This is a genomic window from Floricoccus tropicus, from assembly GCF_001832905.1.
GTDB lineage: Bacteria > Bacillota > Bacilli > Lactobacillales > Streptococcaceae > Floricoccus > Floricoccus tropicus.
Genome location: NZ_MKIR01000004.1, coordinates 149,603 through 174,077, shown reverse-complemented (window position 1 = coordinate 174,077; position 24,475 = coordinate 149,603). Strand labels below are relative to the sequence as shown.

26 protein-coding genes are annotated in these 24,475 nt (G+C 32.8%); 22 read left to right on the top strand and 4 right to left on the bottom strand.

All coding sequences use genetic code 11. The features are described 5' to 3' along the window. The first annotated feature begins 563 nt into the window (after positions 1-563). Positions 564-911: a 30S ribosome-binding factor RbfA gene (gene rbfA, locus BG261_RS03120; RefSeq protein WP_070791733.1), complete on the top strand. Its 348-nt coding sequence runs from the start codon at positions 564-566 to the stop codon at positions 909-911. 42 nt (positions 912-953) lie between these two features. On the opposite strand, the gene BG261_RS03115 is transcribed toward rbfA, so the two are convergent. Next, complete coding sequence (locus tag BG261_RS03115; protein ID WP_070791732.1) at positions 954-1,535, bottom strand: hypothetical protein; 582 nt, start codon at positions 1,533-1,535, stop codon at positions 954-956. A 160-nt stretch (positions 1,536-1,695) separates the two neighbouring features. On the opposite strand from BG261_RS03115, the gene BG261_RS03110 reads away from it, so the two are divergent. Then, on the top strand, positions 1,696-2,073 hold the full coding sequence (locus BG261_RS03110; protein WP_070791731.1) for a hypothetical protein: 378 nt from the start codon (positions 1,696-1,698) through the stop codon (positions 2,071-2,073). On the opposite strand, the gene BG261_RS03105 is transcribed toward BG261_RS03110, so the two are convergent. Beyond that, complete coding sequence (locus BG261_RS03105) at positions 2,057-2,617, bottom strand: nucleotidyltransferase family protein (protein WP_070791730.1); 561 nt, start codon at positions 2,615-2,617, stop codon at positions 2,057-2,059. The genes BG261_RS03110 and BG261_RS03105 overlap by 17 nt on opposite strands. A 205-nt stretch (positions 2,618-2,822) precedes the next feature. Here BG261_RS03105 and rplK point away from each other — a divergent pair, with 205 nt between their 5' ends. The 9 genes from rplK (at position 2,823) to BG261_RS03060 (ending at position 10,286) form a co-directional block, all read left to right on the top strand. Continuing rightward, entirely contained in the window at positions 2,823-3,248 is a 426-nt protein-coding gene (gene rplK, locus BG261_RS03100; protein ID WP_070788199.1) for a 50S ribosomal protein L11, read from the top strand. A gap of 145 nt (positions 3,249-3,393) precedes the next feature. Next, on the top strand, positions 3,394-4,083 hold the full coding sequence (gene rplA / locus BG261_RS03095; protein WP_070788198.1) for a 50S ribosomal protein L1: 690 nt from the start codon (positions 3,394-3,396) through the stop codon (positions 4,081-4,083). Positions 4,084-4,625: 542 nt separating this feature from the next. Continuing rightward, positions 4,626-4,970, top strand: a complete 345-nt coding sequence (locus BG261_RS03090) for an arsenate reductase family protein (RefSeq protein ID WP_070791729.1) — start codon at positions 4,626-4,628, stop codon at positions 4,968-4,970. 17 nt (positions 4,971-4,987) lie between these two features. Further along, entirely contained in the window at positions 4,988-5,314 is a 327-nt protein-coding gene (locus tag BG261_RS03085) for an inorganic pyrophosphatase (protein ID WP_070791728.1), read from the top strand. Between the two features lie 266 nt (positions 5,315-5,580). Further along, a complete protein-coding gene (rsgA, locus tag BG261_RS03080; protein WP_070791727.1) occupies positions 5,581-6,567 on the top strand; it encodes a ribosome small subunit-dependent GTPase A in 987 nt (328 codons plus the stop codon). 3 nt (positions 6,568-6,570) lie between these two features. Then, positions 6,571-8,181, top strand: a complete 1,611-nt coding sequence (locus BG261_RS03075) for an ATP-binding cassette domain-containing protein (protein ID WP_070791726.1) — start codon at positions 6,571-6,573, stop codon at positions 8,179-8,181. Between the two features lie 120 nt (positions 8,182-8,301). Beyond that, a complete protein-coding gene (locus BG261_RS03070) occupies positions 8,302-8,694 on the top strand; it encodes a GntR family transcriptional regulator (RefSeq protein WP_070791725.1) in 393 nt (130 codons plus the stop codon). Further along, the gene (locus tag BG261_RS03065) at positions 8,695-9,423 is read left to right on the top strand and encodes a DUF1648 domain-containing protein (RefSeq protein ID WP_070791724.1); all 729 of its coding nucleotides are present in this window, start codon (positions 8,695-8,697) and stop codon (positions 9,421-9,423) included. 92 nt (positions 9,424-9,515) lie between these two features. Beyond that, the gene (locus BG261_RS03060; protein ID WP_070791723.1) at positions 9,516-10,286 is read left to right on the top strand and encodes an HAD hydrolase family protein; all 771 of its coding nucleotides are present in this window, start codon (positions 9,516-9,518) and stop codon (positions 10,284-10,286) included. 46 nt (positions 10,287-10,332) lie between these two features. Here the strand turns inward: BG261_RS03060 and BG261_RS03055 are convergent, their stop codons facing one another. Further along, positions 10,333-11,160, bottom strand: coding sequence for an exodeoxyribonuclease III (locus BG261_RS03055; protein WP_070791774.1), 828 nt, complete (start codon positions 11,158-11,160; stop codon positions 10,333-10,335). Positions 11,161-11,275: 115 nt separating this feature from the next. Here BG261_RS03055 and metG point away from each other — a divergent pair, with 115 nt between their 5' ends. From metG to BG261_RS03005, 10 genes are all read left to right on the top strand, one after another. Continuing rightward, positions 11,276-13,279 (top strand): methionine--tRNA ligase, encoded by a 2,004-nt coding sequence (gene metG, locus BG261_RS03050; RefSeq protein WP_070791722.1) that lies wholly within the window; start codon positions 11,276-11,278, stop codon positions 13,277-13,279. 115 nt (positions 13,280-13,394) lie between these two features. After that, on the top strand, positions 13,395-14,378 hold the full coding sequence (locus BG261_RS03045) for an agmatine deiminase family protein (protein WP_206598613.1): 984 nt from the start codon (positions 13,395-13,397) through the stop codon (positions 14,376-14,378). A gap of 351 nt (positions 14,379-14,729) precedes the next feature. Further along, the gene (gene abc-f, locus BG261_RS03040) at positions 14,730-16,313 is read left to right on the top strand and encodes a ribosomal protection-like ABC-F family protein (protein ID WP_070791718.1); all 1,584 of its coding nucleotides are present in this window, start codon (positions 14,730-14,732) and stop codon (positions 16,311-16,313) included. Between the two features lie 69 nt (positions 16,314-16,382). Beyond that, positions 16,383-16,622, top strand: a complete 240-nt coding sequence (locus tag BG261_RS03035; protein WP_070788187.1) for a DUF2829 domain-containing protein — start codon at positions 16,383-16,385, stop codon at positions 16,620-16,622. Beyond that, entirely contained in the window at positions 16,615-17,334 is a 720-nt protein-coding gene (locus BG261_RS03030; RefSeq protein WP_070791715.1) for a 3-oxoacyl-ACP reductase, read from the top strand. The genes BG261_RS03035 and BG261_RS03030 overlap by 8 nt, the downstream gene beginning before the upstream one ends. Positions 17,335-17,355: 21 nt before the next feature. Continuing rightward, a complete protein-coding gene (locus tag BG261_RS03025) occupies positions 17,356-18,192 on the top strand; it encodes a metallophosphoesterase family protein (protein WP_070791713.1) in 837 nt (278 codons plus the stop codon). A gap of 224 nt (positions 18,193-18,416) precedes the next feature. Next, positions 18,417-19,802: an alkaline phosphatase gene (locus tag BG261_RS03020; RefSeq protein ID WP_070791773.1), complete on the top strand. Its 1,386-nt coding sequence runs from the start codon at positions 18,417-18,419 to the stop codon at positions 19,800-19,802. Positions 19,803-20,100: 298 nt separating this feature from the next. Then, complete coding sequence (gene rsgA / locus BG261_RS03015) at positions 20,101-21,204, top strand: ribosome small subunit-dependent GTPase A (RefSeq protein WP_070791709.1); 1,104 nt, start codon at positions 20,101-20,103, stop codon at positions 21,202-21,204. 119 nt (positions 21,205-21,323) lie between these two features. Further along, positions 21,324-21,965, top strand: coding sequence for a DJ-1/PfpI family protein (locus BG261_RS03010; RefSeq protein ID WP_070791707.1), 642 nt, complete (start codon positions 21,324-21,326; stop codon positions 21,963-21,965). A 126-nt stretch (positions 21,966-22,091) separates the two neighbouring features. After that, positions 22,092-22,961, top strand: a complete 870-nt coding sequence (locus BG261_RS03005) for a hypothetical protein (RefSeq protein WP_070791705.1) — start codon at positions 22,092-22,094, stop codon at positions 22,959-22,961. A 79-nt stretch (positions 22,962-23,040) separates the two neighbouring features. Here BG261_RS03005 and BG261_RS03000 read toward each other — a convergent pair whose 3' ends face one another. Then, on the bottom strand, positions 23,041-23,385 hold the full coding sequence (locus BG261_RS03000; RefSeq protein ID WP_070791703.1) for a DUF6176 family protein: 345 nt from the start codon (positions 23,383-23,385) through the stop codon (positions 23,041-23,043). Positions 23,386-23,481: 96 nt separating this feature from the next. Between BG261_RS03000 and manA the strand changes: the two genes are divergently transcribed. Next, positions 23,482-24,423: a mannose-6-phosphate isomerase, class I gene (gene manA, locus BG261_RS02995; protein ID WP_070791701.1), complete on the top strand. Its 942-nt coding sequence runs from the start codon at positions 23,482-23,484 to the stop codon at positions 24,421-24,423. Positions 24,424-24,475: the final 52 nt, after the last annotated feature.

Sequence of the window (24,475 nt, the reverse complement as noted above, 5' to 3'; positions counted from 1 at the left end):
TAGTTCTATCGATAGCGAAAAGAGTGAAACTCTTGAAGATAGTGAATCTGGTCCATTGAAGTTACTAGCGATTAAAACTAGCAACTTTAGTTGCTTAGGTTTTATCGACATCGAAGATAACGAAGTTAACGTAAGTAGGAGTCATCTTGAAAAGATGATGAACAGTTGCCATTGAAACTCAAGAGTTTACTCTTGTAAGTTTCATGGACAGCGTAATGAAATGAAGATACCCAAAAAGGTTCTCCAGATCACTTGCGACTTATACTAGTGAGCTTTGCTCGCTACAGTATAATCGACATCGAAACGAAGTGTAGTATTGATTTTACGACTGAATAAGGAGTAAAGAGATTGCGATTAGGACTGTCAAATTTTATTTGACATAGTTCTATCGACAGCGAAAAGAGTGAAACTCTTGAAGATAGTGAATCTGGTCCATTGAAGTTACTAGCGATTAAAACTAGCAACTTTAGTTGCTTAAGTTTTATAGTAGACTTACTTTAATTCAATGAAATTAAGAATCAGATATAAAAAAAATTTAATTATCAAATAAAGGAGGAATTTCTATGGCAAACTTTCGTTCAGATCGTGTTTCAACAGAAATTAAACGTGAAATAAATGATATTTTACATAATAAAATCCGTGATCCACGATTAGAAGACGTAAATATCACTGATGTTAAGGTTACTGGAGATTTAAGTCAAGCTTCAATCTACTATAGTCTTCTTAGTGATTTGGCAAGCGATAACGAAAAAGCTCAAAAAGCATTTAAAAAAGCTAATGGAGTTATTCGTAGTGAACTTGCAAAACGTATGAGCCTTTATAAAGTTCCAGAACTTATTTTCGTTAAAGATGAATCAGTTGAATATGGAAATAAGATTGATGAACTTTTAAGAAATTTAAATAAAAATTAAAAAGAAAGCGAATTGGAATATAGCCAATTCGCTTTTCTTATATCATAATTTAAAAGTTTTGATAATTTTATCAACCACCTGTTTTTGAGATAAGTCGGTGTTATCAATTTTTATATAATTAACAGTAGGGAATTCTTTTTCAACCTGTCCGTCTGTACTTACAAGTTGAAGATTATTATTTGTTTCGATAATTTCATTACGTGAAAATTCAAGATTTCGCTTAGAGGGTTTTGCATTCAATCGTTCTTCATGAACATTACGACTTAATCTAGTTTCAACATCTGTTACAAGTTCAATTAAATATACTTTTTGACCTGCATCTGTAAAGATGTTTGAGATATCATGTAAGAAATTAATATCATCTTGACAACCAAAATTTATAACAACAGTAAAGATTAATGAATCAGTAGCATTAGTTTCAGGATTTTTGACAAAAGACTGAAATAATTCTTTTCTTGTTAAATCTGAAAGTCTAAATGCATCTTCTGTATAATTGAGATAATTAGCAAATAAATCAATGGTTTGATGATTATAGAGAAGTTTTCCATTGATATTTTCTTCAAGAGTTCTACCAACAGACATTTTTCCTACAGCTTGTGCACCGATTATGACGAATAGACTCATATTGTTCTCCTTTTATTTTTTTGCAAATGCTTTAAAATATTGTGTAATAATTTTAACATATTTTTGTGATAAAAGTTATCATTAACTTACTAAATTTAATAATAATGAAATTCTTAAAATGATATATTATACTTAGAAAAATATTGTAAGGAGCGAAATAATGACAAAGGAAATGTTTTTTAAAACGATTAAATCGAATATTGAAATAACACTATTAATCCTTATCATTATGGGAATTGATCAGATAGTTGTAAAACGTCAAGATGTTGTAAATCTATACACCGACGGGATAGTTATAATTGTTACAATTTTATCTTTAAACATATTACGTGAAACAAATTTATCAATGTGGAAGACATTTCTTGGTACAATAATTGTCAATTACATCTTAGTTCAAATAATGCAGTTTTTCTCAATACATTGTTTATCATTCAATATTTATATGTATATTTTCATAGTTGTTGTGCTCATGATTTTAGCGCTAATAATAGGATTTCTATATAATAAAATGCATAACTCTACTAAAATAAATACCTAAGCTTGGGCCATTCAGTTGTCCAAGTTTTTTTCTGCATTCTTTCCTTGAAAATCAGCATTCGTTCCTCATTAGATGCAAAATGAGGAGTTGGTGCAATAATAAAATCTACGATATCGGAAACTCCATATGGTGCAAAAAGTTCAATTTCCATATCTTGAGAATTTATACGACAAGCAATAGCAGTACATTTTTCAGGAAATTTAGAAACTGCATCTCTAGAATTTAAGTAAGGAGAGGTGTTCAAATTATGAGAGTGCATATAAACTTGATTTTTGACTTCCCATTCATAATGGGGATATGAAGCTTTTAACTTTTCTTGTATGAGAAAGTTTTTTTCATAGGGAATTGATTTATCGTAGAAAATTACATCAATATCTGTATTTTTATCAAGCGAATTTCTACCTGATAAATAGTTCCACATGAGGTTACGAATAGTTCCTGCACAAATCCAGGAATCTTTAAGTTTTAAATTATCGACAATAGCAAGTAGTTCCATAAAATCAGGGTTAGATTGCAATATCTGTATAAATTGACTTTCTTTCATAAAAAATGTCACCTGCCTTTAGCTGAAAAATATATTTTAATTTATTATATCATTTGTATTGACTTAAGTGATGTTACTTGTTATAATATTTAGGTGTGTTTAATCACACTCGCGTGGGAGGTGGTTCGTCCGCCATTAAACCACATCACGATGAACGTGTTAGGACATTGGTCTTAAGCGTCATATAAAATAGGAGGAAATTATCGTGGCTAAAAAAGTAGAAAAACTTGTAAAATTACAAATTCCTGCCGGTAAAGCAACACCAGCTCCACCAGTTGGACCAGCATTAGGTCAAGCAGGGATCAACATCATGGGATTCACTAAAGAATTCAACGCTCGTACAGCTGACCAAGCTGGTATGATCATCCCAGTTGTAATCAGTGTTTATGAAGATAAATCATTTACATTCATTACTAAAACTCCACCAGCTGCTGTTCTTTTGAAAAAAGCTGCAGGTGTTGAAAAAGGTTCTGGTGAACCTAACAAGAAAAAAGTTGCAACTGTAACTCGTGCACAAGTTCAAGAAATTGCTGAAACTAAAATGCCTGACTTAAACGCTAGTGACATTGAATCAGCTATGCGCATGATCGAAGGTACTGCACGTTCAATGGGCTTCGTTGTAGAAGACTAAGAGAAAGTTTATTAAATTATCAATTGGTAATTTAAAAGTTTTCAGATTACAATTCCCACGAAGTTCGGGTGGGAGGATAAGTATATTTTTAGATAAAATCTGAGTATATACAAGACCCGTAAATACCACAAAGGAGAAAATAAAAATGGCTAAAAAAAGCAAACAAATGACTGCTGCTATTGAAAAAGTAGACAGCACAAAAGTTTACAGCGCTGAAGAAGCTGTAGCTCTTGCAAAAGAAACTAACTTTGCAAAATTTGATGCAACTGTAGAAGTTGCTTACAACTTAAATATCGATGTTAAAAAAGCTGACCAACAAATCCGTGGAGCTGTAGTGCTTCCAAACGGAACTGGTAAAACTCAAAAAGTTTTAGTTTTCGCTAAAGGTGAAAAAGCTAAAGAAGCTGAAGCTGCTGGTGCAGACTACGTTGGTGACGACGAATTAGTTGCTAAAATTAATGGTGGATGGCTTGACTTTGACGTTGTAGTTGCAACTCCAGACATGATGGCTGTAGTTGGACGTCTAGGACGTGTTCTTGGACCTCGTAACCTTATGCCAAACCCTAAAACTGGTACAGTTACTATGGACGTAACTAAAGCAGTTGAAGAAGTTAAAGCTGGTAAAGTAACTTACCGTGCTGATAAAGCTGGTATTGTTCATGTTCCAATCGGTAAAGTATCATTTGATGATGCTAAACTTGTTGAAAACTTCAAAACAATCAACAACATCATTGCTGCTGCAAAACCTGCAACTGCAAAAGGAACTTATATCACAAGCTTAACATTAACAACAACAATGGGACCTGGCGTTAAAGTTGACCCAGCTTCTCTATAAGATATAAGATAAAAATCAGATTTCGATCTGGTTTTTTTATGAACGGTTGCCATTGAAACTCGCAAATTTTATTTGCGCTAGTTTCATGGACAACGTAGCGAAGCGAAGTACGGAAAAGGTTCTTCGACGCCCTAGATGATTTTACGACATAAGGAGTAAAGAGTCTTAGCAAGTCGAATGCAAAGCAAGATAAAAATCAGATTTCGGTCTGGTTTTTTTTATGAACGGTTGCCATTGAAACTCGTAAATTTTATTTGCGGTAGTTTCATGGACAACGTAGCGAAGCGAAGTACGGAAAAGGTTCTTCGACGCCCTAGCCATTAAAACTTACAAATTTATTTGTTTAGTTTTATGGACAGCGAAGTAAAAGCGTAGATGATGATGATTTTACGACATAAGGAGTAAAGAGTCTTAGCAAGTCGAATGCATAGCAAGATAAAAATCAGATTTCGGTCTGGTTTTTTTATTCTCACCATTTTTCTTTACGTAAATACTTGATTTGATATAATTAGAGAATAACTAATGGAAAATAGGGGAAATATATGTATACATTTTATTGTTATAGCAAGTGTTCAACTTGTAAAAAAGCTAAAAAACAGCTAGATGATGCTGGAATTAAATATGAAAGTATTGACCTAAAGGAGAATCCGCCAAAAGCAGATTTAATCTTATCTTGGATTAATGAATCAGGTCTTGATAAAAAGAAATTCTTTAATACAAGTGGTATAAAATATCGTGAACTTGGACTAAAAGACAAGATTGATAAAATGACAGACCAAGAAGCTGCAGATTTACTTTCAACTGATGGAATGCTTATTAAGCGACCAATCCTGTTAAAAGATGGAAAAATTGTCCAAATTGGCTATCGTAGTGAGTACAATCTGTAAAATCTAAGGAGGAAGTCATGGAAAGACTGCTGCTTAAAGTAACTATTGACCGACCCATTGGATATCAGGATGACTTTGGTAATATTTATCCAATAAATTATGGATATATAGCAGGTATAATTGCAGGTGATGGTGAAGAGCAAGATGCCTATGTTTTAAGGACATCAGATGAACCACTTAAAGAATTTACAGGCTATCTAGTAGCTATTATAAGGCGAAAAGATGATGTTGAAGATAAGTGGGTGATCGCAGAAGCTAATCAAACTTACTCCGCACAAGAAATATATCAAGCAGTTGAATTTTTGGAGAAATATTTTGATTCAGAAATTGAGCTTATAGAATAAAAGAAAACCAAAATCGAAGTTTTGGTTTTTCTTTGACTTTATATATAAAATAAAGTATTCTTAATTTTAATAAAGACACAAAGGAGGTGTGGCATATGAATACAGCAGAATCTAAAGTTAATAAAACCAGAAGTTCGTATCATATTCACTTTACTCGTAAAAATAATGAAGATTTGGTGACGGTGGACTAGGAAATCACTAGCTGATGCGAATTACTGCTTATTAACCTTTCCTTTTCATTTTTTGAAAAGACAAAGGAGAAATATTTGGTAGATTTAAGCATTGCAAATAAGGTAAAAGATTTTGGTTTAAAGAAGTTTATAGAAGGCAGAAAATGTCTTGAAATTTCTGAAAATAATCTTGCCCGTATTATTAAAAAAGACAATAATAGCTACACTCTTGTTAAAGAAGACGAGAGTAGAATTCAAGCTAAAAAAATCAAAAAAGATGCTAGAGATTTTGTAGTTGGGGATTTTGTAACCTATATTCAAAAAGCTGAGCATGTTTTTTTAGAAGATTTATTGGAAAGAAAAAATCTTATTTCAAAAAAATCTTCAGAAGCACGTAAAAGTGTACATTTTAAAGAAGAAGAGCAAGCTATGGCAGCAAATGTTGATAGGATTTTTATCGCGCTTGCCTGCGACCAACGTTTTACGATTTCAAAGTTAGAACGTTATGTAGCAACATTCAGTATTAAAGATGCCGAGTTAATTATTCTTTTGACAAAATCAGATTTCAAAAAGAAATTCAAAAAAATTCATGACCAAATTACAGGTCTATATCCTAACTTAAAAGTAATTCCATTAACTACAAGCAACGGAAAGTCATTTGATGTATTAAAATCCCTACTAAATGATAATGATACATCAATCATTATAGGCGCATCGGGCGCCGGAAAATCAACCTTAATTAACTTTTTAACTGGAGAAAATACAGGTAGTGAAAGGACTAATGAAGTAAGAAGTGATGGGAAGGGGAAGCATACGACAACAGGTTCAACCATGATAGCTTTGGAGCCAGGGATGGGTTATATAATCGATACTCCCGGTTTTAAAACTATTGATACGACTAAGGATGAAAGGTCAGATGAACTATTATTTCAGCCCATTTATGAGCTAGCTACTTCTTGTAAATTTAATGATTGCAAACATGATAGTGAACCAAAATGTGCTGTGAAAGAAGCGGTCAAGAATGGTACTTTGACAAAGGAACTGTTAGAACGTTATCAAGCTAATTTAAGGATTAAGGGGTAATTTATGAATTTCAAATATTACCTTCTGATGTTTTGGCGTGAAAATATAATAGTTTTAATATGGACATTGATCGGTTCAGCTTGTTCTACTATCTGGGGTTTATCAACGTCAAATTCTTTAACGAGTCTTGCAAATTATGATGTTCAAGGATTTATTAAATGGATAATAATATTGTTTATTACCTTGTTTATTTGGGTATTACAAATATATTTGGATAGACTTTTAATTGCTAAAGTTATACAAAAGACTAATATCAAAATTAGAGAAGACATTGCAAAAAAAGTTTTCAAATTAGACTATCAGAAGTTTCATAAACAAAATGAAGCAACATATGTATCCTGGCTAATTAACGATATCCAAGTTATCAATGATTATGGCTATGAAAATTTACAGATGATCGTTAGACAAATTGCTAATCTAATTTTCTGTGGTATAGCTTTATTTTCTCTAAATTTCACTTTGATAATTACAACTTTATTTTTGTCTGTTGTTATGATTATTGTCCCTAAGTTTTTCAGTAAGATTTTAAATAATAAAATGGTTGAGGTCACGAAAGCAAATGAAAGTTTGACTGATGAGGTTACAGATTCTTTCAATGGATACGATAGTCTGTTTTTGACTGAAGACGATCAATTTCTGCTAGGGAAAATAATCAAAGGTTCAGAAAAATTAGCAGTCAAAAAAGTTTCTTATGCTGATTTATCAGGGAAGTTGTTTGCATCAACCAATGGTATGAGTTTGTTTAGTCAACTTTTAATTTTAGTTCAAACAGGATATTTATTCATTAATAAACTAGTTCCAATTGGCGCAATAAGTGGGGCGCAATATTTTTCGGCAACCATTTTTTCAAGTTTAACAGGTATGAGTGCAAATATAATTGAAATGAGAACAATTGATTCTATTTTTGATAAATTTGAAAAGATTAGAACTGATGAAAAGTCAGGAAAATTAATTGAAGAATTTTCTGAGAATATAAAATTAACTGATTTAACCTATGGATATAACAAAAAAGAATCAAAAATTTTAGATACAATAAATATTGAAATAATGAAAAATAACAAGCATGCATTAATTGGTCCATCAGGAAGTGGTAAAACCACAATACTTAATATCTTATCTGGTAAGCTGAGTGAATATAAAGGAAAAGTTGCTTTTGACAATGTTGACTACACTTCTTTGAATTTTCAAAGTTTACAAAAGAATATAACTTATTTGAAACAAAAACCTCATATATTTAATGCGACTATTAGAGAAAATATATTGCTGGGAAGAAATATTTCTGATGATGTCCTAAATCAGGCTATTAGAAAAGTAGGTATGGAGGACTGGCTTGATAGCTTGAATTATGGGCTTGATACGGTGATATCTGGTAATGGATCAAATATTTCAGGAGGTCAGGCTCAAAGAATTGCTATTGCGCGTGGATTAATTTCAAACAAAAATATAATATTATTTGATGAAAGTACTTCCGCACTAGATGAAAAATCAGCATTTGAAATTGAAGATTATTTATTAAAAAGGGAAGATATAACTTTAATTATGGTAAGTCATCGTCTTAGCTCAAATCATGTTATTCATTTTGATAAAATGTATAATTTGGGTAGTGTAATCTGAAATACATCAATAATTTGGTTGAAATATCATAAACATTTTAGAAACTAGATATACTAGTTTCTTTTTTCTTGCTATATTCATTATATATGTTATATTACTTATATAACAAAGAGGTGAGATATGATTATTGAAATTGATTTAGAAAGTTCAACGCCTATTTATGAACAGTTAATCTGGGAAATAAAAAAAGGAGTTGCCAATAAAAAGGTTAACTCAGGTCAGGAGATGCCTAGTGTTCGTGAGTTGGCTGGAGATTTGGGTATTAACTTACATACCGTTAACAAGGCATATAAATTGCTTGAAGATGAAGGAATTTTGCTCCGTAGACGAAATCGTTTTGTTGTAAATGAAGTAGAAAACTTCAAAGAAAACGGTTCATGGAGGGAAGAGATGGATGATTTGCTTTATAAAATCATCATTAATGAAAAGTTGTTGGAACTTAGCGAAGATGACTTTTCGGCACTTTATCAAGAAAATTTGAAGAAAATAGAAAGTAAAATGGAGGATGAGTAGATGGGTACTCAAAAAAGATACGCTAGCCTCGATTCCAGAACCAGAGTTCCCGTTGTCACTACTAGCAGGTATATAATCGTTTATTTGATTGCAGTCGTTAGTGAGTTGATTTTTACATTTGCCTTTTATGATAAAATTCCTAATCAGATTCCGACACATTTTGATGCCTTGATGAATCCAAATCAATTTACAGAGAAAAGTTTGTACTCAGTTCTTTGTATGCCGCTAATTCAGACTGTAATGTTGATTATTTTTATTGTTTGTAATGAAATGATGAAAGCATCAAAAATTCAACTTTCTTCTTCCAACCCAAAAGATTCATTGAAGATAAATGAAGAAGTTAGACTAACTAACTCTAAATTATTATTTAATTTGTTTATCCTAATGCAATTAATTTTCTTTACTGTTCAGATGATGACTTGTTTTAATATAAGAAGTTTAAGATATGTCATGCTTGCAATTTTAAGTTTAACCACTATTTATATCGTGACCTATATATTTATACTATTGAAAATACGTAAGGGTCATTCCTATCCAATAGTTGAAGATAAATCTGCATGGAAACTTGGAATCTTATATTACAATAAAGATGATGTTGCCTATATTGTTCAAAAAAGAAGTGGACTTGGCTATACACTAAATTTTGCAAGATATCAGTCATGGTTGATTACCTTAGCTTTTATTTTAGTAATGTTTGCTATTGTTTTCTTAGGAAATAAATTTTCGTAGTTATATATTTAAATGGACCGGTAAGGTCCATTTTTTATAAAATTAAATATTATAATATGATATAATGAAAACAAAAAAGAGAATAGTTTGTTATGAAAGAAAATAAAGTAATAATATTTGATTATGATGGAACTCTATTATTAAAAGGTGAAGAGATTATATCAGATAAGATAAAAATACTTTTGAAGAATTTAAAGGATAAAAATTTTCTTATTATTTTAGCAACTGGTAGGCCGCTAAATCATTGCCAATATTTATTGGATGAAAATTTAGTAGATTACATAGTAAGTGCAAATGGTTCTTTGGTTACAGCAAGGAAGAGATTTCATTCAATACCTATTTCTGCAACTAAGATCAAGATTTTTGATGACTTTTGCTCTGAAAAAAATATTCCAGCAACTTTTTATAGTGAGGATATGCTGACAAATGGAGTGGTGGATAATAAAATAATAGTGGGTTTAAAAGAAGCGATGAATATTAATGCTTTGGATTTACCTCTTATTGATGTTGAAGAAGTGGAAGATATATATTTAATGTGTGCCTTCTGTGATGAGAGCATGGATGAGCAACTTAGAAGTTCTTTTCCTGACATGTATTTATTGCGTTGGCACCCTTTTATAATTAGTGTTTTGGAGCAGGAAGTTTCAAAAACTAATGGAATAATGGAAAGTTTAACTCATCATAATATTTCGCCGAACGATTGCATTGCTGTTGGTGATGGTGGAAATGATATTGATATGCTTCAAATGGTGGGACGTGGTATTGCCATCAAAGGAAACAAGAAATTAATGGAGGTTGCTGACTATGTAATTCAGTCTGTAAAAGATGAATTGATTAATATTATCGAGATACAAGACTTTTAACAGCTCAAAAGGACTTGGCATTTGCCAAATCCTTTTTCTTATATTTTTAGATATTAATTTCTAAAATAATTGGTGTGTGGTCTTGTCTTGCGCCACTATCAATCATATCAGATACTTCAACCTTGTCAGCAATTCTGTTACTTACTAACCAGTAGTCGATTCTCCATCCAGAGTTATTGATTTTACTTGTTTTAGAGCGTTGTGCCCACCAAGTATAACGTTCTGGCACATCACCATGTTTATATCTGAACGTATCAGTAAATCCAGCATCTAAAAGCTCAGTAAATTTATTACGTTCTTCAATTGTGAAACCTGGTGATTGTCTATTTGAATTTGGATTCTTAAGGTCAATTTCCTTGTGAGCTACATTATAGTCACCACAGGCGATTACAGGTTTATTTGCATCAAGGGTATGTAAGTATTCACGATATTTATCATCCCATAGTCCACGATCCTCTAAACGTCTCAAACCATCACCAGCATTTGGAGTATAAACTTGAGTTAAGTAAAAATTATCAAACTCAAGAGTAATAATACGTCCCTCACAGTCCATGGTAGTAGGCGCTAAAATTTCCGGTTGTTCAACGACTGGTGCATACTCTTCCTTATAAATAAACATAGTACCAGCATAGCCCTTGCGAGCAGGTTCACAGCTTGAACGCCAAACGATTTTATATTCAGGAAAAAGATTTCCAAGAATTTCCAAGTGTTTTTTTGTAGGTCCAGTTTCCTTAAGTTTTGTCTCTTGTAAAGCCAAGACATCAGGTTTCATAGAAGCTAAGTTTTCCAAAACTCCGAATGTCATTTGACCACGCGGAGAAGTAGCAGTTAAACCTGCATTCAGTGAATCAATATTCCAAGAAATAAATTTCATTTTAATTAGTGTTCCCATCTATTATTGTTGTCTTATCCTACTAATTATAGCAAAAAAGCAAATATTTTGTGATATAATGGATTCAAACATTGTTTTTTGGAGGAAATTATCAAGCATGACAGATAACACTTATTATATTACGACACCTATTTACTACCCATCAGGCAAATTACATATTGGTAATGCTTGTTCAACAGTTCTTTGTGATGTACTCGCAAGATACAAGAGACTAATGGGATTTGACGTGTTTTTCTTAACAGGTACTGATGAACACGGTCAAAAAATTGAGAAAAAAGCTGAAGAATTAGGCATAACACCACAGGCTTACGTAGATGAAATGTCTATGCACTTTAAAGACCTATGGACTTTACTAGAAATCACAAACGATAAATTTATCCGTACAACAGATGACTATCACGAAAAAGTTGTAGGTCAAGTATTTGAACAATTACTTGCACAAGGTGACATCTATCTTGGTGAATATGAAGGATGGTATTCAGTTTCAGACGAAGAATTCTTTACTGAAAGCCAACTTGCTGAAATCTATCGTGATGCGGACGGCAAAGTTATTGGAGGTAAAGCTCCAAGTGGTAATGAAGTTGAACTTGTTAAGGAAGAATCTTATTTCTTCAAAATGAGCAAATACGCTGACAGATTAGTTGAATACTATGATGAACATCCAGAATTTATTACACCAGAATTCCGTAAAAATGAAATGCTTAATAACTTCATCAAACCAGGACTTGAAGATTTAGCAGTAACTCGTACTACGTATACTTGGGGAGTGCCAGTACCGTCAAATCCTAAACACGTAGTTTATGTATGGATTGATGCGCTTTTAAACTATATTACAGCCCTTGGATATGGAACAGACGATGACTCTAACTTCCAAAAATTTTGGCCTGCTGATGTTCACATGATTGCAAAAGAAATAACTCGTTTCCACACAATTTACTGGCCGATCATCCTTATGGCTCTTGACCTTCCATTACCTAAAAAAGTCGTAGCACACGGTTGGATTGTCATGAAAGACGGTAAAATGTCTAAATCAAAAGGTAACGTAGTATATCCAGATATGTTAGTTGAACGTTACGGATTAGATGCACTTCGTTATTATCTAACTCGTGCGGTTACAATTGAAAATGATGGTGTATTTACTCCAGAAGATTTCGTTGACCGTGTAAACTTCGATTTAGCTAATGACCTTGGAAATCTTTTAAACCGTACGGTAGCAATGATTAATAAATACTGTGATGGAGTAATTCCAGCTTACACAGGAAATGTTACTGAATTTGACGAGGACCTTAAAAATACTGCAAGTGGTGCCATCAAAGCTTATCATGAAGCACTTGACCACAATCAATTCTCTCAAGCACTTGACCAAGTTTGGGTTTTAATTCGTCGTGCAAATAAATATATCGATGAAACAACTCCATGGATTCTAGCTAAAGATGAAAGCAGAAAAGAAGAGCTTGATTCAGTAATGGTTCATTTAGCTGAGTCGCTTAGAACTGTTGCTTTGCTTTTACAACCAGTTTTGACACATGCACCTAAAGAAATTTTTGCCCAACTTGGACTTGATTTTGAAGATACATTTGAAAATCTTGAATTTGGAAAAATTGCACCAAATACTAAGGTAGTTGCTAAGGGAACACCAATTTTCCCACGTCTTGATACTGAAGTAGAAGTAAACTACATTAAAGAGCAAATGTCAGGTGGAGTATCAAAAGAAGAATCTGATGATAATGAATTCGTTCCTGAAGACACAAAACTAGTTTCAAGCAAAGAAAAAGCAATCAAATTCGAAGACTTTGATAAAGTTGAAATCAAGGTTGCTGAAGTTATTGAAGTTGAAAAAGTTGAAGGCTCAGACAAGCTCCTTAAATTCCGTTTGGATGCAGGAGATGAAGGACACCGTCAAATTCTTTCAGGAATCGCTAAATACTATCCAAATCCAGAAGAATTAGTTGGTAAAAAACTGCAAGTAGTTGCCAACTTAAAACCTCGCAAGATGATGGGGTTAGTCAGCCAAGGTATGATCCTGTCAGCTGAAGACGCAGATGGAAGCCTAAAAGTTTTAATCGCTCCAGATGTTGCAAACGGTTCAGTAATCGGATAATAATGAAATAAAGGAAGTTGTGGTCTAGGGACCCAACTTCTTTTTCTAAATAGGAATCAACATGAAAAAAATATTTTTAATTATTATAGCTTTAATTCTCATAGGAGGAGTTTTTATGTTTTGGAATACAATGAATAATAGCGACAAAGAAAAAGTTACATACTCAAAAGAAGAAGGTACAACACTAGTACTATCAGCTCCTTCGCTTGATGATAAATACTACAAGAAGGTGTTTCAAGATATTGTTGATTTCCAAATCGCTTACGCTAAAAAAGTGATAGATTCGGGTATTGATGATGTCCGTATTTGTGTAGATAATAAAACGCGAAAATTCTATGTGAATAAGGGTATTGATGATATCCTTTTAACTGCTAATATTGATGATATTTGGATGCGTGACTTCACAACAGTGAATCCTAACAATCCTGTACAATTTATTTATACCCATGCCTCTATGTCAAAAGCAGATTCAAAAAGAGTGCAAAAATCATTTACGGATTTTGCTGATGAAGTAGGATTCGAAAGAAGAAAAAGTTCCTTAATACTTGATGGTGGAAATATAGTAGATAATCATGCTGGAATGGCAATAACAACAACTAGATTTTTAGAAGATAACGATTTATCATATCAAGAAGGGAAAGAAGAGTTAGCAAAGACATTAGACGCTAAGCACGTAGCAATAATTGAACCAGATGACGAGATTCTAGCTCACTCTGACGGCATGACAGCCTTCATTGATGAAAATACTCTACTCTTATATAAGTATGATGACAAAGAATTCGATGAAAGTATTCTAGATGAGCTTCAAAAATCCTTACCAGGAATTAAAATTATCACACTACCATTAAAAATCCCTAAAAATATTGAAAAATGGCCAGGTTTCGAATCAGCCTTTGGAATAAATCTAAACCTTGTCTACACTAAAGATTGCCTTTATGTACCAACATTTAGTTTAGAAAGTGATAAGGAAGTTCTAAAACTCATTGAAGAAAATACTGACAAAAAAGTCGTTCCAATAGATGCCACTAAAGTCGCAAAAATGGGAGGCAGTGTAAGGTGCTTAACATGGCAAGTAAAAGGGAGTTTTGAGCAGAATTAAAGTACTATAACTTTCTTAATTACACATAAAGTTGACAAAACATTAAAATCTGCTAAAATTAAGAAAAATACTAGAAAAGGAGGAATATTTCATGGCTCATATGTACAACATGCAAAATAATATCATTAATCATATTTTTGATGTACGTATGATTGGTTTTACTGTTGCCATTTAGTGGGGTTAGTGCGCCCTTTTTACCAAAGATAGCTTCTTAGAGCTATACACTAAAATGACAATTAAAATCAAGAGCCGTGGGATGTTTTTCATTTAAATGAGGAGAGACTATGGAATTTTCGTAGTCTCTTTTTTCTTTGAATAAACATATCCACCTTAAGTAACAAGGAGGGAACTATGTTAGTTCAACTAAATAAAATAAGAAAGAATTTTGGAGGTCTTCCTCTATTTGATAATATATCTTTATCAATTTCTGATAATCAAAGAATTGGTCTTGTCGGGAATAACGGTACAGGAAAAACAACATTATTAAAACTTTTATCAGGTCAAGAGCATCCAGAATTTGGAACTGTAAGTAAAAATAAAGGAGTCAAAGTTGGTTATCTTGAACAAAATCCAATCATAAGTGAGGATGCTGTATTCAAACATATAATTGAAAATTTTGAACAAATAAGTAAACAAAAAAGGGAGCTATCAAGAGTTGAAAGAATGATGGCAGACCCAGAAACCTATGACGATAAGTTGCTCGCTTACTACGGTCGTTTGCAGGAAGAGTTTGAAAAGCAAGGTGGTTATGAGATTGAGGACCGAGTAATTTCTGTTTTGAAAGGACTGGGTTTAGGGGATAAGTTAGAGCAAAGTCTCGACAGTTTGAGCGGTGGAGAGCGTGTGCGCGTAGAGTTAGTCAAGCTACTGGTCTCGGATTCTGATTTACTACTTCTAGACGAACCAACCAATCACCTAGATTTGGCAGGGATTTCTTGGCTGGAAAACTTTTTAAATAATTCCAAGAAAGCAGTCATTGTCGTTTCGCATGATAGAGAGTTTTTAGATAATGTTACGCAAAGAACCATTGAGATTGAAGACAGCAAACTAATTGATTATCCTGGAAATTATTCTATCTATCAAAAGCTTAAAAAAGAGCGCATCAAACAGATGCAAAAGGATTTCGATTTACAGCAAGCAGAACTTGCAAGACTTAGAAAATTAGCCCGCCAATATAGGCAATGGGGTAATGAAAGTGGTGAGGAGAAGTTTTACAAAAAAGCTAAGGAGATTGAGCATCGAATAGAGAGAATGACCATACTAAAAGCTCCAGAAACAACCAAAAAGCGTGTCCGTGTTGACATATCAACTACGATTAAAGCCAGTAAGGAATTAGTAAAAGTTAATGATTTATGCAAAATCATGGGTGAAAAAATACTATTTGAAGACTCAGACTTTATTATTTTCAAAGGTGAGCGAATTGCAGTTATGGGTGAAAATGGTTCTGGGAAGTCAACCTTACTCAAAATAATTTTAGGACAAATATCACCAGACCAAGGAAATGTGAAAATCAGTGACTCAGTTCAAATCGGCTACCTTCCACAGGTAATAAAATTTGATAAAGAAAATCAAAGAATCATTGAATATACTAAAGATATAACTGGAAATGAAGAAAGAGCGAGAAGGGAACTTGCTAAATTTGGTTTTTATGCCGGTGATGTGAGTAAGAGACTAAAAGACTTATCAGGGGGAGAAAAAGTTAGATTATACTTATTAAAAATCTTCCAAAATGAAATCAACCTACTAATCATGGACGAACCGACTAATCACCTTGATATTTTTGCCAGAGAAGAAGTAGAAAATATTCTCGCAAATTACCAAGGAACATTATTAGCAGTATCCCATGATAGATATTTCCTCAAGAAAAATTTTGATAAAACACTTCTCGTAGATGATGGCAAAATTGAAAAATTTGATAGATTACTTATTGAATAATTCACTTAATTTAACTTGCTAAAGAGATAGTGTATAATATATACATATCAATAAATGCAAGGAGATATTATGACTTTTGAAGAAATTTTACCTGATTTAAAACAAGGAAAGAAATTCGTTCGTTCTGGTTGGGGTGGAGCTGAAAACTTCATCAAACTTTACGATTCAATAACTTTAGATGATGGTCAAGAATTACAGGTTACACCATACTTTCTAATCAACGTTACAGGTGATGGTGAAGGATACTCTATGTGGAGTCCAACACCGTGCGACGTTTTGGCGACTGATTGGGTAGCCGTAAATGACTGATTTTAGAAATAAAAAAATCCTTGTCACAGGTGTGGCAAGTGGAATAGGCCTAGCGCAAGCTAAGGCTTTTCTTGAAGCAGGAGCTAGCGTTTGGGGTATTGATAAAAATTTACTATCAGAAGAAATCAGAGGATTAAATTTCATTCAAGCTGATTTGTCTTCATGTGATTTTGATGAACTAAAGGAAAAGTTACCTGATAAATTTGATATCCTATGTAATACTGCTGGAATTCTAGATAATTACAAACCACTTCTTGAAACAAGTGAGGCTGAGTTTGAAAATGTTATGCTGACAAATTTCATGTCAATGGTTAAAATGACAAGACTTTTTCTACCAAAAATGATTGAAGGAAAATCAGGAATTATCATCAACATGGCAAGTATTGCAAGTCTTGTGGCTGGAGGCGGAGGAGCTGCCTATACTTCTAGTAAGCACGCTGTTGCAGGATTTACTAAGCAATTAGCTCTTGATTATGCAAGAAGTGGAGTCGGTATATTTGCAATCGCACCCGGTGCCATTCAAACTGCCATGACGAAGGCTGACTTTGAAGGCGATGGGAAAATGGCTGCATGGGTAGCAGAAGAAACACCAGTCGGAAGATGGGCGCAACCTGAAGAAGTAGCAGACCTAACTTTATTTTTAGCATCTGGCAAGGCAAGCTATATGCAAGGTGCAATCATTCCTTTAGATGGTGGTTGGCTTCTAAAATAAGGAGTTAGATGAAAGGATATTATGAATCATAAAATTGGGATAATTTCAGATATACATGGTAACTTTACCGCCTTGAAGGCTGTGATTGAAGATGCAAAGAAATCTGGTGTGACAGAATATTGGCTACTAGGTGATATTGTATTACCAGGTCCAGGGGCAAATGAATTGTTTGATTACTTGTCTACCCTACCAATAACTGTTAAAGTACGAGGGAACTGGGATGATTGCTTTTTGGAAGCGATTGGAAAAGAAAACTCATTGGAATCTCCCTCAGATGTTTATATTACACGATTAAGTCAGTATCTAAAAGAAAACTTGGATGAAAAGTATATTGATGAATTAAGGAGTACTCCACTTTATATTGAAAAAGAAGTAAACGGTATAAAGATATTAATCAGTCATAATTTGCCTAATCAAAATTGGGGTCGTGGTCTTTTAGCGACAAATTCTACTGAGGATTTTGATAAGTTATTTACTGATTCAGATTATGATATGGCAATATACGGCCATATTCATACTCAACTAATACGCTATAGTAGTAAAATGCAAATTATTTTAAATCCAGGAACAGTTGGTCAGCCATTTTCAATGTGGAAGAAATTTGAAAAAGACCTTAGGGCTCAATATGCAATTTTAGAATTTGATGATTTTGGTTTGGGAAGTATCCAACTCAAAAAGGTTTTATTCAATATTGAAGAAGAGTTAGAGCTTGCTAAAAAAGAAAACTTACCATACTTAGACTTATATGAAGAGCAACTTAAAACGGGAGTAGTTCATACTCATGATGAGGAATTACTAGAAAAAATAAATCTTAAAGAAGGCTATATAGCTGACCTAAAAGAGTATTTCAACTTTTAGTGAAATGCTTTTTTTAATTCTCCAAAAGTAAATTCATTTACATAAAGTTTTCAAATTATTTACATTGGATTTACACAAGACCTTAAAATTTTAAGATAGAATAATCATGTTGGTTCAATTAATCACTTGTTTAATAAATGAACTAATTAATATCATTATATTAATACTTAAAATTAGATGGAGAATGTAAGGAATTGAAAAAGAATAAGTTATTCAAAGTTGGTATGGTTTTAGCAATGGGGACTTTGCTTACGGGATGTGCTAGTGGAACAGGGGCTAGTAAATCAGCAAGCAACAGCAAAGGCAAAGTAAAGAATGTTATCTTCATGATTGGTGACGGTATGGGAAATTCTTATACTTCAGGCTATCGTTACTACAAAGCTAATGGTGGTGAAAGATTTGTTTCACAGACTGAATTTGATAAATATTTGATTGGACAACAAGCTACTTATCCAGAAGATCCAAAGCAAAATGTTACCGACTCTGCATCAGCAGCTACAGCTATGGCAGCAGGAGTTAAGACTTATAATAATGCAATTGGTTTAGACAACGATTTATCAGATACTGAAAGCGTCTTGGAACGTGCTAAAAAGAAAGGTAAGTCAACTGGGTTAGTTGCTACCTCAGAAATTACTCACGCAACACCAGCAGGTTACGGTGCTCACGAAGCAACACGTAAAAGTATGGATAGAATCGCTGATGACTACTTTGATGAAAAAATTGATGGCAAACATAAGATTGATGTACTTCTAGGTGGTGGTTCAAAACTATTTGAACGTGATGAAAGAAATCTTGTAAAAGAATTTGAAAAAGATGGTTATAGCCATGTTACTGACAAAAAAACATTAGAAGCTGACAATAGTGATCAAATTCTAGGACTATTTGCAACTGGTGGACTACCTAAGATGATTGACCGTACAGATGAAACGCCATCGCTTGCTGACATGACGGATGCAGCAATCAAACGTCTTGATAAAAATAAAGATGGATTTTTCCTTATGGTTGAAGGAAGTCAAATTGACTGGGCAGGACATAGTAACGATATTGTTGGTGCTATGAGTGAGATGGAAGACTTCGAAGCAGCCTTCAAAAAAGCAATTGAGTTTGCTGAAAAAGATGGTGAAACAATTGTTATTGCGACTGCTGACCATTCAACAGGAGGACTTTCAATTGCAGCTGATGATGTTTACAATTGGGATACTAAGCCAATTCATCAAGCTAAGAGAACTCCAGATTTCATGGCAGAAGAAATTCTTGAAAAAGGCGATGTAAAGAAAACATTAAAAGACTATATTGAATTTGATCTAACTGATGAAGAGATTGCTTCAGTTGAGAAGACTGTTAAAGATGCACAAGAGCTCAATAAAACTAACAATGAAAAAGCAGTTGATGCAGTAGCAATTCCAATTCGTAAAATCTTTGACGTTCATTCAAATACTGGCTGGACAACAAAAGGTCATACGGGAGAAGATGTTAACGTTTATGCCTTTGGCCCTCAATCTGACCTATTCAAAGGTCAAATTGAAAATACAGACCAAGCAAAACTAATCTTCGGACTAATCGAAGGGACTAACAAAAAAGAAGACGTTAAAGACGTAGAGAAGAAATAAAACAAAAAAGTATCGTTGGATAATTGTCCAACGATACTTTTAATAAATCTATAAACTTAATGATATGTTTTTACATATTGATGAGAAAAGTTGACAATTAAGTAATTTTTAATATAATAATCTAAATTAGATCCAAATGAAAATTTGGATAAGTAGGAAAGGAAAATATTATGAATAAAAATGATAATATGAAAAAGAAGGCAATTGTAATGAAAAAGGAGATTTTTCAAATAAAATGATAATAGGAAAATGAGCAAGAGAAATCTCCTTTGAAGCATAAAAAACTTAGGAGAAAAAATTGAATAAATTAAAAGAATACGGATTTACAGATCGAGTATACACTCAAACAGAAGAATTAAAAAAAGAAAATGATGATCTTCATCTAGCTCGGATAATTGGACAATATCGAGACAGATATAAAATTATTAGTGAATTTGGAGAAATGTATGCTAAGATCTCAAGGAAATTTAGATTTTCTACTGAGCATCTTTCACAGTATCCTGCAGTTGGTGATTTTGTACTTGCAACATTTACTAAGAATGATGATATAGCTATAATTCATAATATTTTGCCCCGTAAAAGTATTTTTGGACGTACGGCAGTTGGTAGTAGTCAAGAAGAGCAGGTTCTTGCAACAAATATTGATATTATTTTCATCTGTATGTCCCTTAACAATAATTATAGCCTTAATCGACTTGAGAGATATCTTTCAATTGCGTGGGATAGTGGTGCTAAACCAGTAGTTGTACTTACTAAATCAGATTTGTGTAAGGTTATAGATGGGATTATTACAGAAGTTGAAGAAGTATCATTTTACTCTGAAATAATTGTTACTACCAATCAGGAAAATAATAGTGAAAAGTTTGCTCATCTCATGACATATTCGCCAACAGTAGTCTTCGTAGGATCTTCAGGTGTTGGAAAATCAACGCTTATTAATCAACTAGTCAATGAAAAACTTGCTACTAGTGAAATTGGTCATGGTGATAAAGGCCGACACACAACAACAGGTCGAGAGATGTTTCTGTCAAAATATGGCGGTGTGATTATTGATACACCGGGTACTCGAGAAGTTGGTATACAAAATACTGATGTGGCTAAATCCTTTAATGATATTGAAGAATTGGCGCAAAATTGTAAATTTCGTGATTGTACACATATGAAAGAACCGGGTTGTGCAGTAAAAAAGGCGCTTGAAGATGGTACTCTCGATCAAAGACGTTTAGATAATTACTCTAAACTATTAATTGAGTCATCCTATGATGGATTAAATAGTAGGCAAATAGAAGAAGCAAAATTAAACCGTATGTTCAAAAGTATGGGTGGACATAAGAGTGCTAAAAAACAAATGAAGAATAATTTAGAACGAAAAAATGCACAAAAATATGAATCATTAAGATAGGTTATGAAAAAAAGGATATTTCAAAAATGGGATATTCTTTTTTCTCTACTTTTGTTGTTAATTATTTTATTGACATGATATAATTTAATAAATAAATTAAAAAATAAAGGGGTAATATTATGGTCAAAAATAAAGCATTAGTCTTACTTTATGAAAATATGTCAATGAGTGAGATTACCTTATTAACAGATTATTTAACAGTATTTCAGCCGATGAATGAATGGTGGGAAATTGACACTGTAAGTTCTGAGAATAAAAAAATGATTAAATCAGAAGATTTTTTCCAGTTAGTACCCAATAAAAGTTTTTCTGAAATCAATTTTGGAGACTATAATTTGATTTTATTTAGTGGTGACAGTGACCCCGTTGCTGTAACAGAAGATAAAAGTCTAATTGATTTTCTAAAACCATTAGCTGATATGACTAATCGTCCACTGATAGCTGCCATTTCTTCAGCGCCAATGACATTGGCTAAAGCTGGTATCCTAAAAGGAGTGAAATTTACAGCAGGATTATTTGAAGAAACATATAATGAATTTGACTTTTTAGAAAAAGAAAATGTAGCCAGACAACCTGTGGTTTACGATGAAGAACATGGAATTGTCACTGCAATTGGTTTTGCCTACCGTGAATTTGCTGTTAAGGTTGCACAAATATTAGGATATGACATACCTGACAATTCATTTTCAGGAGTACCCGAAGGACATGTTTATACTGAAGAAGAACTAACATTTTATATGTATCCAGAAAATCAAAAATAAGTAGTAATTTATGGGAGAAATCACACTAGAAGTTTCGTTTTAATAGGAAGATATACCAAAAATAGATTTTCTATTTTGAAACTTGTTTATAAAATTAAATATTGTATATGTGGGGTGAAAATTTATATGCTAAAATTATTAGCAAAAAGTGAGCTAAATCAATATATTGATTTAATGTATTCTCTCGTCATGCAACCAGAATTCACAAGCTACCCCGTTTATTATGATGGTATAAAAACTAAGGATGATTTCATAAGAAGAAGTTATGCCGCATACGATTATCCAGATGAAGAAGAAATACTTGTCTATGCAGAAGGTAATGAAATCAAAGGATGGATTCACTATTCTTATATTGAAGATGAAAATTATCTTTCGACCATATATTTTGCAATTGAAGAAAATTTTTCCCAGGCCTATGAAGAATTCCTAAATTATATAAATAATAAGTATCCACAAGCAGAAATATATATTGGCATTCCAACGGAGAATATCAGTGCTATAAACTCCCTTGATAAACATGAATTTAAACTAGTGGAAGAATCTTGGAATGACGTTTTTCACTTTGAGAATTTTAAATCAGAGCCTTTTTCTGAAGAAAATATAATTGAAATTACAAGTGAGAACTTTGATTATTTTGCTCAAATCCATGAACCCAATCAAGATGAAATGTATTGGACTAATGAAAAACTTGAGCAAGATGTGGATAACTGGCAAATTCTGGTCTATTTAAAAGACGGAAAACCACTTGCTGCAATTTATGCAAGTATATACAATGGGAAAAAGTTGGCAGAAATTTTTGGCATTGATTTTTTTGATAAGAAATACAATGAAATATATTTCGAAAACTTACTTAAAAGAATGCTTTGTAATTTAAATAAAATGAAAGTTGAACATTTAGTTTTTTTCAATAGTGATGAAAGTCAAAAATTAGTCTTAGAATTAGGCTTTAATTGTATCGGGAAGTATAGGTTATACACTAAAAAATTTGAAATGTAGTGAGAAATGATTTATAAGATAATATAGCATAATATGACAAAATTATAAGACAAAAAAACTAGAACTTAATCTAGTTTTTTCATTTCATGTGTTTTTCGATTTTCTCTGGTATTGCTGTCATTTCGACTTTTAAATCTACAGGACGGTATGTCTCATCGATACATTCATTCCAAAACTCAATGTGTTTTTTGTCCAGCCAATGTTCTGAGTCAGCAAGTTCTTGGGGATTTTCACCCTGAACTGAGTACCAGTATAGATACTCTCTACCATCTAATTCTTCACGAAAAATATTTTCGACATACATTTTTTCTGGTTCAAGCGTTTCTAAGAGAGCTTCTTGATTATCGTTTAAAAATTTCATCCACTCATCTACTTTTTGAGATTTACCTTCTTTTACTCTAAATCTTGTTAGTTCAATATTCATAATATTTCCTCCATTTTGGATAATTATATCATGTTTTAAATTAAAAAATTTAGGTGTATAATTAAAACATATCAAAATACAAGGAGCAAGATTTTCATGACACAACCATTATTTTTAAAACCTGTTCTACAAGAAAAAATTTGGGGTGGAAAGCGTCTGGAAGAGTTTGGATATGATTTACCAACAGATAAAATAGGTGAATTATGGGCAATTTCTGGACATCCTAATGGTCTATCAGTTGTTGAAAATGGACCATTTAAGGGTGAAACTTTAGATGAATTATACATAAACCAGCCACAACTATTTGGTAATCCAGATGACCAAGTATTTCCTTTACTTACAAAAATCTTAGATGCAAATGAGTGGCTAAGCGTACAAGTACACCCTGATGACGCATATTCATTGCCTGAAGAAGGTGAACTTGGGAAAACTGAATGTTGGTATATTATTGATTCTGAGCCAGGTGCTGAAATTATTTTTGGGCATACTGCTCAAACAAATGATGAACTTGAACAACTGGTCGAAGAAGGAAAATGGGACGATTTACTTACAAAGGTTCCTGTCAAAAAAGGCGACTTTTTCTATGTACCAAGTGGAACTATGCATGCCATTGGTCCAGGAGTACTTGTCCTCGAAACACAACAGTCAAGTGACATAACATATCGAGTTTACGATTTTGACCGTAAGGACGATGAAGGTAATCTGCGCGAACTCCATATCAAAAAGGCACTAGACGTTCTAACAGTACCTGCTAAAGAAAACCAAGCACATCCTCAAACAAGCTTATATGATGATGCTAAAATCACAGAACTTATCAAATCAGACTTTTTCGCAGTCGAAAAATGGCAAATACATGGAGATATGGTCTTTGCTAAAAAAGCTCCATACACTTTGGCTACAGTCATTGATGGTCAAGGAATTTTGACGGTAGATGGTCAGGACTATCCTATTGAAAAAGGACAATCTTTTGTTTTAACTGATGATATATCTACATGGACAATTTCAGGTCAACTTGAAGTAGTTGCTAGTACAAAATAATAATTGAGAAGAGCAGGATTTACTGTTCTTTTCTTGTATTTATTAAATAAAA

Coding starts and splice junctions, on each gene's coding strand:
- BG261_RS03000 (WP_070791703.1), bottom strand. CDS start 23,385: ATGAATATTGAACTAACAAGATTTAGAGTAAAAGAAGGTAAATCTCAA.
- BG261_RS03075 (WP_070791726.1), top strand. CDS start 6,571: ATGAATTTCAAATATTACCTTCTGATGTTTTGGCGTGAAAATATAATA.
- BG261_RS03025 (WP_070791713.1), top strand. CDS start 17,356: ATGAATCATAAAATTGGGATAATTTCAGATATACATGGTAACTTTACC.
- BG261_RS03055 (WP_070791774.1), bottom strand. CDS start 11,160: ATGAAATTTATTTCTTGGAATATTGATTCACTGAATGCAGGTTTAACT.
- metG (WP_070791722.1), top strand. CDS start 11,276: ATGACAGATAACACTTATTATATTACGACACCTATTTACTACCCATCA.
- abc-f (WP_070791718.1), top strand. CDS start 14,730: ATGTTAGTTCAACTAAATAAAATAAGAAAGAATTTTGGAGGTCTTCCT.
- BG261_RS03070 (WP_070791725.1), top strand. CDS start 8,302: ATGATTATTGAAATTGATTTAGAAAGTTCAACGCCTATTTATGAACAG.
- BG261_RS03030 (WP_070791715.1), top strand. CDS start 16,615: ATGACTGATTTTAGAAATAAAAAAATCCTTGTCACAGGTGTGGCAAGT.
- BG261_RS03045 (WP_206598613.1), top strand. CDS start 13,395: ATGTTTTGGAATACAATGAATAATAGCGACAAAGAAAAAGTTACATAC.
- manA (WP_070791701.1), top strand. CDS start 23,482: ATGACACAACCATTATTTTTAAAACCTGTTCTACAAGAAAAAATTTGG.
- BG261_RS03005 (WP_070791705.1), top strand. CDS start 22,092: ATGCTAAAATTATTAGCAAAAAGTGAGCTAAATCAATATATTGATTTA.
- BG261_RS03035 (WP_070788187.1), top strand. CDS start 16,383: ATGACTTTTGAAGAAATTTTACCTGATTTAAAACAAGGAAAGAAATTC.
- BG261_RS03085 (WP_070791728.1), top strand. CDS start 4,988: ATGGAAAGACTGCTGCTTAAAGTAACTATTGACCGACCCATTGGATAT.
- BG261_RS03020 (WP_070791773.1), top strand. CDS start 18,417: ATGGTTTTAGCAATGGGGACTTTGCTTACGGGATGTGCTAGTGGAACA.
- rplA (WP_070788198.1), top strand. CDS start 3,394: ATGGCTAAAAAAAGCAAACAAATGACTGCTGCTATTGAAAAAGTAGAC.
- BG261_RS03090 (WP_070791729.1), top strand. CDS start 4,626: ATGTATACATTTTATTGTTATAGCAAGTGTTCAACTTGTAAAAAAGCT.
- rbfA (WP_070791733.1), top strand. CDS start 564: ATGGCAAACTTTCGTTCAGATCGTGTTTCAACAGAAATTAAACGTGAA.
- BG261_RS03105 (WP_070791730.1), bottom strand. CDS start 2,617: ATGAAAGAAAGTCAATTTATACAGATATTGCAATCTAACCCTGATTTT.
- BG261_RS03010 (WP_070791707.1), top strand. CDS start 21,324: ATGGTCAAAAATAAAGCATTAGTCTTACTTTATGAAAATATGTCAATG.
- BG261_RS03065 (WP_070791724.1), top strand. CDS start 8,695: ATGGGTACTCAAAAAAGATACGCTAGCCTCGATTCCAGAACCAGAGTT.
- BG261_RS03110 (WP_070791731.1), top strand. CDS start 1,696: ATGACAAAGGAAATGTTTTTTAAAACGATTAAATCGAATATTGAAATA.
- BG261_RS03060 (WP_070791723.1), top strand. CDS start 9,516: ATGAAAGAAAATAAAGTAATAATATTTGATTATGATGGAACTCTATTA.
- BG261_RS03115 (WP_070791732.1), bottom strand. CDS start 1,535: ATGAGTCTATTCGTCATAATCGGTGCACAAGCTGTAGGAAAAATGTCT.